11 protein-coding genes are annotated in these 13,962 nt (G+C 70.7%); 7 read left to right on the top strand and 4 right to left on the bottom strand.

The features are described from left to right. Positions 1 to 11: 11 nt before the first annotated feature. The 4 genes from KBX26_RS27145 to KBX26_RS27130 all read right to left on the bottom strand — a co-directional run bounded on the left by KBX26_RS27145 (position 12) and on the right by KBX26_RS27130 (position 4,786). A complete protein-coding gene (locus KBX26_RS27145; protein WP_210866693.1) occupies positions 12 to 1,469 on the bottom strand; it encodes an aminotransferase class V-fold PLP-dependent enzyme in 1,458 nt (485 codons plus the stop codon). Then, positions 1,462 to 3,192 carry an ATP-binding cassette domain-containing protein gene (locus KBX26_RS27140; RefSeq protein WP_210866692.1) on the bottom strand — a complete coding sequence of 577 codons (1,731 nt, stop codon included), beginning with the start codon at positions 3,190 to 3,192 and terminating at the stop codon, positions 1,462 to 1,464. Before KBX26_RS27140 ends, KBX26_RS27145 begins: the two co-directional genes overlap by 8 nt. Before the next feature lie 179 nt (positions 3,193 to 3,371). After that, complete coding sequence (locus KBX26_RS27135; protein WP_210866691.1) at positions 3,372 to 4,205, bottom strand: alpha/beta fold hydrolase; 834 nt, start codon at positions 4,203 to 4,205, stop codon at positions 3,372 to 3,374. After that, positions 4,202 to 4,786, bottom strand: a complete 585-nt coding sequence (locus tag KBX26_RS27130; RefSeq protein WP_030335976.1) for a TetR/AcrR family transcriptional regulator — start codon at positions 4,784 to 4,786, stop codon at positions 4,202 to 4,204. The genes KBX26_RS27135 and KBX26_RS27130 overlap by 4 nt, the downstream gene beginning before the upstream one ends. Before the next feature lie 137 nt (positions 4,787 to 4,923). Between KBX26_RS27130 and KBX26_RS27125 the strand changes: the two genes are divergently transcribed. The 7 genes from KBX26_RS27125 (at position 4,924) to KBX26_RS27095 (ending at position 13,959) form a co-directional block, all read left to right on the top strand. Then, the gene (locus KBX26_RS27125) at positions 4,924 to 6,102 is read left to right on the top strand and encodes an alcohol dehydrogenase catalytic domain-containing protein (protein WP_030335975.1); all 1,179 of its coding nucleotides are present in this window, start codon (positions 4,924 to 4,926) and stop codon (positions 6,100 to 6,102) included. A gap of 546 nt (positions 6,103 to 6,648) precedes the next feature. Further along, the gene (gene mmsA / locus KBX26_RS27120; protein ID WP_030335974.1) at positions 6,649 to 8,196 is read left to right on the top strand and encodes a multiple monosaccharide ABC transporter ATP-binding protein; all 1,548 of its coding nucleotides are present in this window, start codon (positions 6,649 to 6,651) and stop codon (positions 8,194 to 8,196) included. Next, positions 8,193 to 9,491, top strand: coding sequence for a multiple monosaccharide ABC transporter permease (gene mmsB / locus KBX26_RS27115; protein WP_030335973.1), 1,299 nt, complete (start codon positions 8,193 to 8,195; stop codon positions 9,489 to 9,491). Before mmsA ends, mmsB begins: the two co-directional genes overlap by 4 nt. Before the next feature lie 52 nt (positions 9,492 to 9,543). Continuing rightward, positions 9,544 to 10,647, top strand: a complete 1,104-nt coding sequence (locus KBX26_RS27110; RefSeq protein ID WP_210857992.1) for a sugar-binding protein — start codon at positions 9,544 to 9,546, stop codon at positions 10,645 to 10,647. Positions 10,648 to 10,759: 112 nt separating this feature from the next. After that, a complete protein-coding gene (locus KBX26_RS27105) occupies positions 10,760 to 12,022 on the top strand; it encodes an ROK family transcriptional regulator (protein WP_210866690.1) in 1,263 nt (420 codons plus the stop codon). A 141-nt stretch (positions 12,023 to 12,163) separates the two neighbouring features. Next, entirely contained in the window at positions 12,164 to 13,132 is a 969-nt protein-coding gene (locus KBX26_RS27100; protein ID WP_210866689.1) for an ATP-binding cassette domain-containing protein, read from the top strand. Next, positions 13,129 to 13,959 (top strand): ABC transporter permease, encoded by an 831-nt coding sequence (locus KBX26_RS27095; RefSeq protein WP_210866688.1) that lies wholly within the window; start codon positions 13,129 to 13,131, stop codon positions 13,957 to 13,959. The genes KBX26_RS27100 and KBX26_RS27095 overlap by 4 nt, the downstream gene beginning before the upstream one ends. Positions 13,960 to 13,962: the final 3 nt, after the last annotated feature.

The following is a 13,962-nucleotide window of genomic DNA, read 5'->3' as shown; positions in this document are numbered from 1 at the left end:
GGCCGGCCCGGTCAACAGCGCAGCCGAGGTGGCAGTGGTGACTCGGCGCCGGCCCCACGGTTGAGGTAGGTCGACTGGACGAAGGCGACGAAGCGTTCCGCGTCGGTCGCCGTGGACGCCAGTCCGAACGAGACGCGGACCGCGCCGCCCGTCGGCAGCCGCAGCGCCGCGAGGTACTGGTCGATCGTGTCGACCCCCGCCAACAGTCGCTGCCGCGTCGCGGCCCGGCTGATCCCGAACGCGCCCTCGCCCGCGCCGGGATTGCAGAAACAACCGGTACGCAGGGAGATGCCGGCAGCTGCCGCCTCCCGCGCCACGAGCCGTTCGTCGACCACCGTGCCGTCCGGGTGGCGGAGGTTGAACGTCACAGTGCCGCCGCGCCCCGCACCCGTCGTCGGCCCGTACACCTCGACCAGCGGCCCGCCGGTGTCGTGCCGCAGGGTGGCCAGCCGCTCCAGCAGCCAGGCGGTGAGCAGGCCGACCCGGGAGTGGACGAGGTCCACGCCGATCGAGTCGAGCCAACGCAAGCCGAACTCCACGTCCGGGATGCTCAGGAAGTTGAGCGTGCCGTCCTCGAACGCCGACTCGTCGTCCATCGGCCGGTGCCAGTCACCCTGCACACTCACCGCCCGGATGGTGCCGCCGGCGAACCACGGCCGGCGCAACCGGGCCAGCGCCGAACGGCGGGCCAGCAACGCGCCGACGCCGGTCGGGTAGCCGAAGAGCTTGTACCAGCTCAGGCACACGAAGTCCGGCCGTACGACGCTGAGGTCCAGCCGGTTCGTCGGCGCGAAGGCGGCAGCGTCGAGCAGCACGTCGTAGCCCCGTTGGTGGGCCAGCTCCACCCAGCCCAGCGGGTGCTGCACGCCGGAGAAGTTGCTCTGTGCCGGATAGGCGAACAGCCCGCGCCGACGCGACCGACGGGCCAGGCGGCCCCGGCCGGCGTCGAGCGCCGCGACCAGGTCCGACTCGGCGACCCGCAGCTCCGGCCCGTCCAACGGCACATAGCGCACGGACCCGCGGGCGGACCGGGCGTACTCGCGGATGCCGTTGACCGAGTTGTGGTTGTCCCAGGTCAGCACCAGTGACGCGGTCCTGCCGAAGTGGTACGCCTCGCCGACCAGCCGGCAGGCGCCGCTGGCGTTCGGGGTGAAGACGACCGCGTACTCGGCCGGGTCGGCGCGGAAGAAGTCGAGCACCGCGCGTCGCGCCGACTCCACCAGCGAACCGGCCGCCGCGCTGGTCGGGTTCTCCGAGTGCGGGTTGCTGTACAGGCCGGCGAGCAGCCGATCGTGGTGGGCGCGCACCTGGGCCTGGGCCGTCACCCCGGCCCCGGCGTAGTCGAGGTACACCCGCCCGTCGGCGTCCAGGTGTCGGTACTCGGTGGCGCGCAGCTCGTCGATCCGGCCGGTGGCGGCGTATCCCGGCAGCGCGGTGGGGGAGGTGTGCGGGGCCGGCTCACTACGCACGACGGAAGTCCCTCCGCACCAGCACCGCCCAGGCCGCGCCCAGGAAGAGCAGCACGAAGCCGCCGAGCACCAGCCAGTCGACCCACACCGGTCGGGAGAAGCTGTCGCCGTACGTGGCCAGTAGCGGCGGGCCGAGCGGGGAGCCGCCGTCGCGCCAGAGCCGCTCCACCCCGGCGGTGTGCCCCAGGCCCTCGAACGCCCACCGGTTCGACATCGCGTAACTGAGCCACTGACCGCCGACAGCCATGGCCGGCACCGGCAGGATCGCGCCGACGAACAGCACCTGCGGGAAGCAGAGCATCGGCAGCATGAGCGTCGCCTGCGCCGCGTCGGACACGGCCGCCGAGCAGAGCAGGCCGAGGGCGAGCGCCGCCGCCGAGGAGAGCAGCAGGGTCGCGTACAGGGCGGCGAAGTCGGCGCCGCCGACCGGCGGGAGCCGGTCCATGCCGCGCAGCACCCCGAGCAGCGCCAGGTCCACCAGGGCGAGCAGTGGCAGCAGCACCGCGACCTTCGCCAACAGGTACGGGGCCAGCCGGACACCGGCCAGCCGCTCCCGGCGCAGGATCGGCAGCTCGGTGCAGATCTGGAGGAGCCCGTAGGTCAGCCCGAAGAAGAAGCCGCCGAACGCGATCCAGAAGAGGATCATCACGGTCACCGTCGGGCTTGGTCGGCTCGGCTCGAACGCCCCCGGCCGGAACAGCAGCGCGAACATGCCGAGCACCATCAGCGGGGAGCCGAGCAGGATCGCCAGCGTCAGCCGGTTGCGGGCGACGATCTCCGCGTTGCGCGCGGTGAGGACCGCCCACTGGCGCAGCCGGCCGGCGCGCCGGGGTGGCGGCACGGCGCCGCCGTCATCGTCGGTGCTCCGGGCCGGCTGCTCGGCGGTGCTCCGGGCCGGCTGGTCGGTGGTGCTTCCGGCCGGCTGGTCGGCGTCGCGCTGTTCGGCGAAGCGGTCGGGCCACTCGGCGGGCCGGGTGGTGTCGTCGAGTCGGAGGTGCAGCTCGACGAGGGACCGCAGGCCGAAGAACTCCCGGGCGGCGGCCGGGGTGCCGCTGAAGGCCAGCCGGCCCTGACGGGTCAGCACGACGACCCGGTCGCAGTGGTCCACGTCGGTGACCTGGTGAGTGGTCAGCACGACAGTGGCTCCCGTGTCGGCGAGCGCGCGGAGCACCCGGAGCAGCTCCACGGCGATCGCCGGGTCGAGTCCGGAGGTGGGTTCGTCCAGGAAGAACACGCCGGGTCGGGTGAGCAACTCGACGGCGATGCTGGCGCGCTTGCGTTCACCGCCGCTGAGCAGGCCGACCGGCGTGCCGGCCCGGTCGGTGAGTCGCAGCTCGGCGAGCACCTGTGCGACCCGGTCACTGATCTCCTCCGGCTCGGTGGCGGAGGGGAGGCGTAGTCGAGCGGCGTACCGCAGGGTGCGGGCCACTGGCAGCTCCCGGTGGATGATGTCGTCCTGCGGCACCACCCCGATGGCGCCGGTAGCGGCGGTGCCGTCGTACGTCACGGTGCCCGCTGTCGGGTGCTGCACCCCGGCGAGAATCTCCAGCAGGGTGGTCTTACCGGCGCCACTGGCGCCGACGATCGCGACCAGCTCGCCCGGCGCGATGCTCAGGGAGATGTCGGCCAGGATCTGGCGGCCGCCTCGCACGCTCTGGCCCAGCCCCTGAGCGGCGATGCCGACACCGGCTCGCGGGGGAGACGTGGTCTGCTCGGTGGTCATGGCGAGTGCTCGATCCGGTCGGGGAATGGTCCGCCTGAAAATCGTGACTCGTCGATGCTACTGAGTGACCGCGCAGTGTTGCCCGGAGTGGACGGTCAGTGACCGTTGTCCGGTCAGCCGATGGTGGTCCGTGGCGGCGGCCGGTGCACCACCGGCCGCCGCCGTGCGGGCGGGTGGGGTCAGAGCGGCGGGGCCTCGGCGAAGAACTCCCGCAGCGCGTCGGCGACCAGGGTGGGCGCCGTCATCGTCACGAAGTGCGACTGACCTGGCCAGACGAGGTAACGGGCCGCCGGGATCGTCGCCGCGAGGGTGGCCATCGTGGTGGGCATCGGCTCCCAGGTGTCCGCGCCGGCCATGAGGAGAGTCGGTACGCCGATCGAGGACCACCGGCTGATGTCCGTGCTGTCCTGCGCGAGAGCCTCCAGGTCGTGCAGCCAGCCGACCGCCGAGCGGCGCGCCTCGACCGGGTCGGGCACCCGGTCGCCCGCGCTGGCGGCGATCGCGGCGACGACCTCGGCCGGAACCCGGGTGACGTCGTTCAGGGCCGCGGCCATCGCGGCGGCGTCGTCGCGCTCGAAGGCGGCGCGGTACCGGTCGAGCGGCGGCGCGATCTCCGCCCCGGCCGCGAAGAGCGGCGGCTCGAAGACGGCCAGCGAGCGGACGGGGCGCGGATCGGCCAGGACGGTGTGCAGCGCCGCTGTCGCTCCATAGGACGCGCCGACGAGATGGACCGGTCGGCCTGAGGATCGGCGGGCCGACTCGGTGACGGCCATCAGGTCGGCGGTCTCGTCCCGGAAGGACTTGGTGCCGGCCGGGACGTCACTGGGACCGTAGCCGCGCCGGGCCGGCAGCCACACCTCGTGCTCGTGGGCGAGGTGCTCCGCGACGGCGGCCCAGGAGTGCAGCCCGCCACCCGAGCCGTGCACCAGGACGACGGGGTCCCCGACGCCCAGGCGTCGTACCACCAGGCGGGTCCCGTCGGTCGACTCGATCGACTGGTCGTGGCTGTTCACTGCTGCTCCCGGGTCTCGGTCGGCCAGTTGCTCAACGTGGTGTGCACCGCGTCGAGGATCGACTGCCACGACGCGTCGACGCTGCGAGGATGCCCGAAACCGTCGACCGTTTCGAGGCTGGTGAAGCCGTGGAAGGTGCTGCGGACGAACCGCACCGCGTCGGTGAGTGCCGGTTCGTCGAGCCCGTACCCGCGCAGCATCGCGTAGCTCAGCTCGATCAGGCGCAGGTGCCCCGCCGACCGGGTGCCGACCTCGGGCGGCAGCTGAAGCTGGGTCGCCGCGTACTGCCCGGGGTGCGTCACGGCGAAGGCGCGCCAGGCGTCGGCGAACCCGATGAGGGCCTGGTGGCCGGCCCGCCCCGCCACCGCGAGCGCGAGCGCGTCGGCGAACGTGGCCGCCGCCCGCACCGCGACGTGTTCGATCAGCGCGTCGCGGCTGCGGACGTGGACGTACAGGGCGGCGTCGGAGACCCCGAAGTGTCGGGCGACGGCCGCGACGGTCAACCGGGACAGGCCGACCGCGTCCGCCAGCTCGGCTGCGGCGGCCGAGACGCGCGCGCTGGTCAGACCCTGCCGTGGCATACCGAACCTTTGTCTCGTTAAGCGGAAACTTAGGGGTCCTAAGATAGCACCGGCGGCCCGCCCCGTGGGGCCGGCCCGGCATGAACGGCGCAGCCGGGGGAAGACCGCCGGGCCCAGCGCCGAACAGGAGATCCGTGATGAGAGCCGTCGTGTACGCCGACGTCCGGACGGTCGAGGTGCGCGAGGTGCCCGACGCGACACTGGAGGCGCAGACCGACGCGCTGGTGCGGATCACCTCCACCGCCCTGTGCGGCACCGACCTGCACATGTACGACGGACGAACCAGCGCCGAGCCGGGTCTGGTGCTCGGGCACGAACCGTTGGGTGTCGTGCAGGAGGTGGGCGCGGCGGTGCAGACCGTGCGGCCGGGCACCCGGGTGGTGATCCCCACGCACCTGTTCTGCGGAACGTGTGTGATGTGCGCCCGAGGGCTGTCGGCGGCCTGCCTGCGGGCCCGGGCCGAGGGGCCGGGCGCGGCGTACGGGTACGCGGGGATGGGTCCGTACCGGGGTGCGCAGGCCGACCTGCTGCGCGTGCCGTGGGCCGACGCCAACTGTGTGCCGCTGCCCGGCGAGCCGGGGGACGCGTACGAGGACGACTTCGTGCTGCTCGCCGACGCGTTCGTCACCGGCTGGCACGCCGCCGCCACCCTCGCCGAGGTCGAGCCCGGCGACACCGTGGCGGTCTTCGGCGCCGGCACCATCGGTCTGCTCGGCGCCTACTCGGCACTGCTGCGCGGCGCCCGGGTGGTGTACTCCGTCGACGGCGTCGACGCCCGCCTCGACAAGGCCGGCGAGGTCGGCGCGGTGCCTGTCGACTTCCGCCGGGGCGACCCGGTCGAGCAGATCCGCGCCGATCGGGCCCGGGCCGGGTTGCCGCTCGGCGAGGAGAAGCTGGGTGGGGTCGACAAGGTCATCGACGCGGTCGGGTTCCAGGCACGTGACCGGGAGCACCCGGACCGGGAGCGTCCGAACCAGGTCATCACCGACGCCGCCCGGCTGGTCAACGCCGCCGGCGCGATCGCGGTAGCCGGTGTCTACCCGGACCGGGACCCGCACCCCGCCCCCGGTGCTGACGGCCAGGAGGACCTGGTCGCGCCTTGGGGGGCGCTGTTCGCCAAGGGGGTCGCGGTCCGGTTCGGTCGCACCCACGACCGCCGGTACACCACACTGCTGCGCGACCTGGTCGTCGCCGGTCGAGCGCGGCCCAGCATGATCGTCACCCATTGCGGCACCCTCGCCGACGCCCCGGAGTTGTACCGGCGCTTCGACCGCCGGGAAGACGGGGTGATCAAGGCCGTGCTGCGCCCGTCCTGACCGGCAGGCACCGCGCGGGCGCGGTGCTGGCGAACCGCCCCGATTCGCCCGTAAGGGACGTTGGAGAGCAGTCCACTTCCTGGTCCGGGGCCTGACGAGACGATCATCGTCGATTCGGCCCGTGCGCAGAGGCGTGGGTCACACCGGCGGCCGACGGCTGTCGTGCCGTCCTGGGGGCGTCGACCGCCCTGCGGCTCGATCAAGATCATTCAATGCTGGCCGATCGCGTCGCCCGCTGCCCTCTTCGGGCGCCTGGCGGGGTCGTGCCTGGTGGCGGGCCTGGGGAGGGTGGCAGGAGTCGATAGCGGCGTCGCGCTCCATTTGACAACGTTGCCACCGACAGGCGAAGGTGCCCGGAGGGGCTGCTGAGGTGGCTGTGACGGGCGAATACTCTGCTACGTCTATATTGCCGGATTGTTACTTTTTCAACAGTCTCTCGCCTTGCGGATAGCCCTCCGGCCGCAATACGTTGCCGTCAACAACAAAACCAAGTGAAGGTTCAACCTTCCGGAGGCAACCGATGACGTTGGCGAGGTGGTACGAGCTATGAGCGACGTGCCGATCCTCCTTGAGATGCGCTCCATCACCAAGGAGTTCCCCGGAGTCAAGGCCCTCTCCGACGTCAACCTGGTGGTTCGCGCCGGCGAGATCCATGCCATCTGCGGCGAGAACGGTGCGGGCAAGTCCACCCTGATGAAGGTGCTCAGCGGGGTCTACCCACACGGCAGCTACGACGGCAAGATCATCTATCAGGGGTCGGAGAGCAAGTTCTCCGACATCCGGGCCAGCGAGAACGCTGGCATCGTGATCATCCACCAGGAGCTCGCGCTCATTCCCGGGATGTCGATCGCCGAGAACATCTTCCTCGGCAACGAACCGCGCAAGCGGGGCGCGATCGACTGGAAGGCCGCGAACCGGATGGCGCTGGACCTGATGGCCCGGGTCGGTCTGGAAGAAGACCCGGACACCCTGATCAAGGACATCGGGGTCGGCAAGCAGCAGCTCGTCGAGATCGCCAAGGCGTTCGCCAAGGACGTGAAGCTGCTCATCCTGGACGAGCCCACGGCGGCCCTGAACGAGGCCGACTCCCGTCACCTGCTGGACCTGCTGCGCGGTTTCCGGTCCCGCGGCATCACCTCGATCATGATTTCGCACAAGCTGAACGAGATCGAGGCGATCGCGGACCAGATCACCATCCTGCGCGACGGCCGGACCGTGGAGACCCTCGACGTCAAGGCGGACGGGGTCGACGAGGACCGGATCGTGCGGGGCATGGTCGGCCGCGAGCTGAGCAGCCGTTTCCCGGACCACACCCCGAAGATCGGTGACGTCTTCTTCGAGGTCCGCAACTGGAACGTCCGGCACCCGATCTCCGCCGACCGGCAGGTCTGCAAGAACGAGAGCTTCGTGGTGCGCCGCGGCGAGATCGTCGGCTTCGCCGGTCTGATGGGCGCGGGCCGCACGGAACTCGCGATGAGTGTCTTCGGCCGCTCCTACGGCGTGTACGAGTCGGGCACCATCATCAAGGACGGCAAGGAGATCGTCCTCAAGTCGGTCGCGGACGCGATCGACAACGGGCTCGCGTACGTCAGCGAGGACCGCAAGGCGATCGGCCTCAACCTGCTCGACGACATCAAGTCGTCGACGGTGGCGGCCAAGCTGTCCAAGATCTCGCACCATGGCGTGCTGAGCGAGGTCGAGGAATACCAGGCGGCCGAGGCGTACCGCAAGGAGTTGCGGACCAAGGCCCCGACGGTCGACGAGAGCGTCTCCAAGCTCTCCGGCGGCAACCAGCAGAAAGTCGTCCTGGCGAAGTGGATGTTCACCGACCCGGACCTGCTGATCCTCGACGAGCCGACGCGCGGCATCGACGTGGGCGCCAAGTACGAGATCTACGGCATCATCCAGCGGCTCGCCGACCAGGGGAAGGGCGTCGTCGTCATCTCCTCGGAGCTGCCTGAGCTGATCGGGCTCTGCGACCGCATCTACACCGTGTTCGAGGGCGCCATCACGGGCGAGATCGCTCGGGCGGACGCGACCCCGGAGACCCTCATGAAGCAGATGACCTCGACGAAGAAGTTGGCCACCCGATGAGCCGTATCAAGGACCTTCAGAAGAACCTGTTTGGAGGCACGACCTCCAACGCTCGCCAGTTCGGGATGATCTTCACCCTGGTGGCGATCGTCGTCCTGTTCCAGATCCTGACCGATGGCCTCACCCTGCGGTCGGACAACCTGATCGCGCTGTTCCAGCAGAACTCGTACATTCTGATTCTGGCCATCGGCATGCTCATGGTGATCGTGGCCGGGCACATCGACCTCTCGGTCGGCTCCGTCGCCGCCTTCGCGGGCATCCTGGTCGCCAAGTCGATGGCCGACTGGTCGCTGCCCTGGCCGGTCGCCATCCTGTTCGGCCTCGCCATCGGCGCGATCATCGGCGCCTGGCAGGGCTTCTGGGTGGCGTACATCGGGGTGCCGGCGTTCATCGTCACCCTGGCCGGCATGCTGCTGTTCCGTGGTGGCAACCAGTACATCGGTAACGCCAACACCATTCCGGTGCCGGAGGGCTTCCGGGAGATCGGCTCCGGCTTCCTGCCCGAGTTCGGTCCGAACACCGGCTACAACAACGCCACGCTGCTGCTCGGGTTGGCCGCAGCGGTAGCAGTGGTGTGGCGCGAGATCCAGGCCCGCAAGACCCGGCGGGCGATGGACGCCGACCCGGCGCCCATGTGGATCTCCATCCTGCGGATGGCCATCATGGTCGGCGTGATCGCCTTCGCGGCACTGCGCTTCGCCAGTGGTCGCGTCGGCACCAGCTTCCCGATCTCGGGCATCATCCTGCTGGTCCTGGTGATCGCGTACTCCTTCTACACCCGCAACACGGCCGGTGGCCGGCACATCTACGCGGTGGGCGGCAACTCCCGGGCGGCCGAGCTGTCCGGCGTGAAGCTCAAGCGGGTCAACTTCTTCGTCATGATGAACATGTCCGTCCTGGCCGCGCTGGCCGGCATGATCTTCGTGGCCCGTTCGGCGGCCTCCGGACCGCAGGACGGCAACGGCTGGGAGCTGGACGCCATCGCCGCGGTCTTCATCGGTGGTGCTGCCGTCTCCGGCGGCATCGGCACCATCAGCGGCTCGATCGTCGGCGGTCTCGTGATGGCCGTGCTGAACAACGGCCTGCAGCTGATGGGCGTCGGCACCGACCGGGTGCAGATCATCAAGGGCCTGGTCCTGCTGCTGGCCGTCGCGATCGACGTCTACAACAAGAGCCAGGGGCGCTTCTCCATCATCGGGAGCCTGATGCGGCCCTTCCGCCGCGACGACTCCGCCCCACCCGCCTCACCGCCGGACGCGGAGCGCGAGCCCGCCAAGGCAGCGGTGTCCGGCTGACGGCCACCGACCTCACCACCCTGTTACACCTCAAGAAAGGCAAGTCCTCACCATGCGTAAATTCTTCGGCACGTCGGTGGTCGCGGTCAGCGCCGCCGCCATGCTGGCCCTCGCTGGCTGCGGCTCCGGCCGTGACGGCGACAGCGACTCCGGCGGCGAGGCCGCCAAGGGCTTCGCGGCCAACTCCCTGATCGGCGTGGCCCTCCCGGCCAAGACCTCGGAGAACTGGGTCCTCGCCGGCGACCTGTTCACCAACGGTCTCAAGGAGGCCGGTTTCCAGGCTGACGTGCAGTACGCGGGCGCGTCGACCACTGTCGCCGACCAGCAGGCCCAGATCACCGCCATGACCACCAAGGGCGCCAAGGTCATCGTCATCGGCGCCACCGACGCCGCGCAGCTGTCGACCCAGGTCGCCGCGGCGCACGCCGCCGGTGTCAAGGTGATCGCGTACGACCGGCTCATCACCAACACGCCGGACCTCGACTACTACGTCGCGTTCGACAACTTCAAGGTCGGCCAGCTCCAGGGCCAGGCCCTGCTGGACGGCATGAAGGCCAAGAAGCCGAACGGCCCGTACAACATCGAGCTGTTCTCCGGCTCGCCGGACGACAACAACGCCGGTGTCTTCTTCAACGGCGCGATGGACGTGCTCAAGCCGGAGATCGACAAGGGCAACGTCGTTGTCGCCTCGGGTCAGAAGGACGTCAAGCAGACCGCCATCCAGGGCTGGAAGGCCGAGGGTGCGCAGGCCCGCATGGACCAGCTGCTGACCTCGACCTACGGCAACAAGGAGCTGGACGGCGTCCTCTCCCCGAACGACACCCTGGCCCGCGCCATCCTGACCTCGGTCAAGGGTGCCGGCAAGCCGATCCCGGTGGTCACCGGTCAGGACTCCGAGGTCGAGTCGGTCAAGTCGATCGTCGCTGGCGAGCAGTACATGACGATCAACAAGGACACCCGCAACCTGGTGAAGGAGACCATCAACATGGTCAAGGCTCTCCAGGCCGGTGACAAGCCGCAGGTGAACGACACCGAGTCGTACAACAACGGCAGCAAGGTCGTCGACACGTTCCTGCTCCCGCCGGTCGCCGTCACCAAGGCGAACGCGGCTGAGGCGTACGCCAACGACCCGAAGCTCGCGCCGCTCACCAAGTAATCACCGCACGGTAGGTAGCAACGCCGATGGGTCCCGGGTCTCCTCTTCCGGGACCCATCGTCGTCAGTGCACCCCCGCACCAACCGGCATCGACCCGGAAGGAGGTCTGACCGTGGCGGCACCAGTACGGTCCAGGCCAGCCGGCGTCGGCCGCAACGCTGAATCCCCGCTGCCGTCGCTCCCCGGCGCCAGCCAGGAGGAGATCCGGCGGCAGAACCTCGGCGCTGTTCTGCGCTACGTCCACCTGCACGGACCGACGTCCCGCGCCGAGCTGACCAGCCGGCTCGGGCTCAACCGAAGCACCATCGGCGCCCTCGCGGCCGACCTGGTCACCAGCGGCCTGGTCACCGAGGAGGCGCCGGCCACCACCCGCCGCGCCGGCCGCCCCTCACTGGTGGTCAGTCCCCGCTCCGACCGGGTCTACGCCCACGCGTTGAGTATCGACGCCGACCGGCTGCGTGCCGCCCGGGTCGGACTCGGCGGGCAGATCCTCGATCGGCGGGAGCTCCCGCGACCCAGCGGCATGTCGGCGATCGACGCCGTCGGACCCCTCGCCGACCTGGTCCGGGACATGGAACGCGCCGTGGTGGGCGACGCGCTGCTGGTCGGCGGCGCCGCCGGGGTCACCGACACCACCCGCGACCCGGACGGCAGGATCCGGATCGCCAGCATGGACGAGACGCTCGGCGCCGCGCTGGGGGCGGAGTTCAGCGCCGGCCCCGGTTTCGTGGCCGGCGACCTTGCCGACATCGCCGGCCTGGCCGAGCACGTGCGCGGCGTCGCGGTCGGTGTCGACGACGTCATATACCTGCACGGCGACCTCGGCATCAGCGCCGGCATCATCATCGGTGGCCGACTGGTGGTCGGCCACCGGGGTCACAGTGGCAAGGTCGGCCACATGGTCGTCAATCCCAACGGCCTGCCCTGCGGCTGCGGTTCACGCGGCTGCTGGGAAACCGAGATCTCCGAAGCCGCGCTGTTGCGCCACGCGGGCCGTGACCCGAGCGACCGCGCGGCGGTGGCCGAGGTGCTGCGCGCGGCGGCGGACGGCGACCCGACCGCCCGCGCGGCGGTCGAGCAGGTGGCGGACTGGCTCGGCTTCGGCGTGGCGAATCTGGTCAACGTGGTCAACCCGGACCTCGTGGTGTTCGGCGGCGCGCTGCGCGACATCTTCACCGCCGGGGCGGACGTGGTCCGGGACCGCCTGGACACCATGCCACTGCCGGCCTCCCGTGAGCACCTGCGGTTGCGTGCGGCGGCACTCGGGCGCGACGCGGTCCTGATCGGTGCCGCCGAGTTGGCGTTCGACAAGCTCCTGGCCGACCCGCTGAACGTCGGCGTCGCGGGCCAGGTAGGGACCAACGAGCCCGGCTAGCCGTGAAGTGCCCGCCGGCTCCGGCGGGCTCCCCCTTCTCACCTCCCTCGCTGTGCTGCGGGCTTCGACGCGCTCAGCATTCCCGTACGCTCTACCGTATGTTGTACGGTAGGCGTGTTGACAACGTGGTGAGGGAGCGCTGTGACGACAAGAGGCGACGCGATAGCGGCCGAGGGGCTGCGCAAGCGATACCGGGAGCGGTACGCGCTGGACGGCTTCGACCTGCGGGTGCCGCAGGGAACGGTGTGCGGCCTGCTCGGCCCGAACGGCGCCGGCAAGACCACCTCGGTACGGATCCTGTCCACACTGCTACGGCTGGACGAGGGTCGTGCCGAGGTCGCCGGGTTCGACGTGACGAACCAGCCCGACCAGGTGCGCTACCGCATCGGTCTGGTGGGGCAGCATCCCGCGCTCGACGAGGCGCTCAGCGGTCGGCAGAACCTGGTGCTCTTCGGCCGGCTGTTCCACCTCGGTCGCCGGCGGGCCCGGCAGCGGGCGGCCGAGCTGCTGGAACGCTTCGGTCTCGCCGACGCCGCCGAGCAGCCGGTCAGCACGTACTCGGGAGGGATGCGCCGCCGGCTCGACCTGGCGGCCGGCATGATCCTGGCCCCCGCGGTCCTCTTCCTCGACGAGCCCACCACCGGGCTGGACCCGCGCGGGCGCAACGAGGTGTGGGAGTCGGTCCGGGAGTTGGTGCGCACCGGCACCACAGTGCTGCTCACCACCCAGCACCTGGACGAGGCCGACCAACTCGCCGACCGGATCTCGGTGGTCGAGGCCGGCCGGGTGATCGCCGAGGGTACGCCGGACGACCTGAAGACCCGGCTCGGCGGCGACCGGATCGAGGTGGTCGTCGCGGCGCCGACCGACCTCGCCGTCGCCGTCGCCGAGGTCCGCCGGGCGGTCGAGGACGAACCGACTGTCGACGTGGACCGGCGGATGGTGAGCGTCCGGGTCGGTCACCGGGCCGGTGCGCTCGTCGACGTGTTGCGGGCGCTCGACGCCGTGAACGTCCCGGTGGCGGACGTCGCGCTGCGCCGACCGACCCTGGACGACGTGTTCCTGCACCTCACCGGAGACCGGGCACCGACCGCCGAGGTGGTGGCATGAGCGCGGTGAGCATGCCGGCCCCGGCGGTGGATCTGACGCCCGGCCGTCCCGCCCTCCTGGCCGACAGCGGCACCCTGATCTGGCGCAACCTGGCCCGGTGGCGACGCGACCCCGGCCCGCTGATCGCCTCGCTCGGCTTCAACATCCTGATCGTGCTGATGTTCGCCTACCTGTTCGGTGGCGCGTTGCAGGTGCCCGGCGGCGGCAGCTACCGGGAGTTCCTGATGCCCGGCATGTTCGTGATGACCATGGTCTTCGGCATCAGCCTCACCACGGTGGCCGTCGCCGAGGACCTGGAGCGCGGCGTGACCGACCGGCTCCGATCGATGCCCGTTTCCCCGCTGGCGCCGCTGGCGGCCCGGGCGGTGGCCGACATGCTGTTCGCGCTGGTCACCCTCGAAGTCCTGCTGCTGACCGGTCTGGCAATCGGGTGGCGGGCGCACGGCGGGGCCGCGGCCACGCTGGCGGCGGTGGGGTTGATCCTGCTGCTGCGCTTCGCCCTGATCTGGGTCGGCATCTTCCTCGGGCTGGTCACCCGTGGACAGACGGCCGTGGTGGCCGTGCAGACCCTGGAGTTTCCGCTCGGCTTCCTCTCCAACGCGTTCGTGGCACCGTCCACCATGCCCGCCTGGCTCGGTGCGGTGGCCGCGTGGAACCCGCTGTCGGCGACCGTCGGCGCCACCCGCGAGCTGTTCGGCAACCCCGGTTGGGGTGGTGACTCCTGGGCTGCGCAGCACTACCCGTGGCTGGCGGTGCTCTGGCCGCTCGTCCTGGTGGCGGTCTTCCTGCCACTCTCGGTCCTCCGGTACCGGCGGCTGGCCGACTGAGCA

Origin of the sequence: Micromonospora sp. C97 (assembly GCF_018070385.1) — a bacterium.
Taxonomy (GTDB): Bacteria; Actinomycetota; Actinomycetes; order Mycobacteriales; family Micromonosporaceae; genus Micromonospora; species Micromonospora parva.
This window is presented reverse-complemented; position numbering and strand designations above follow the sequence as displayed.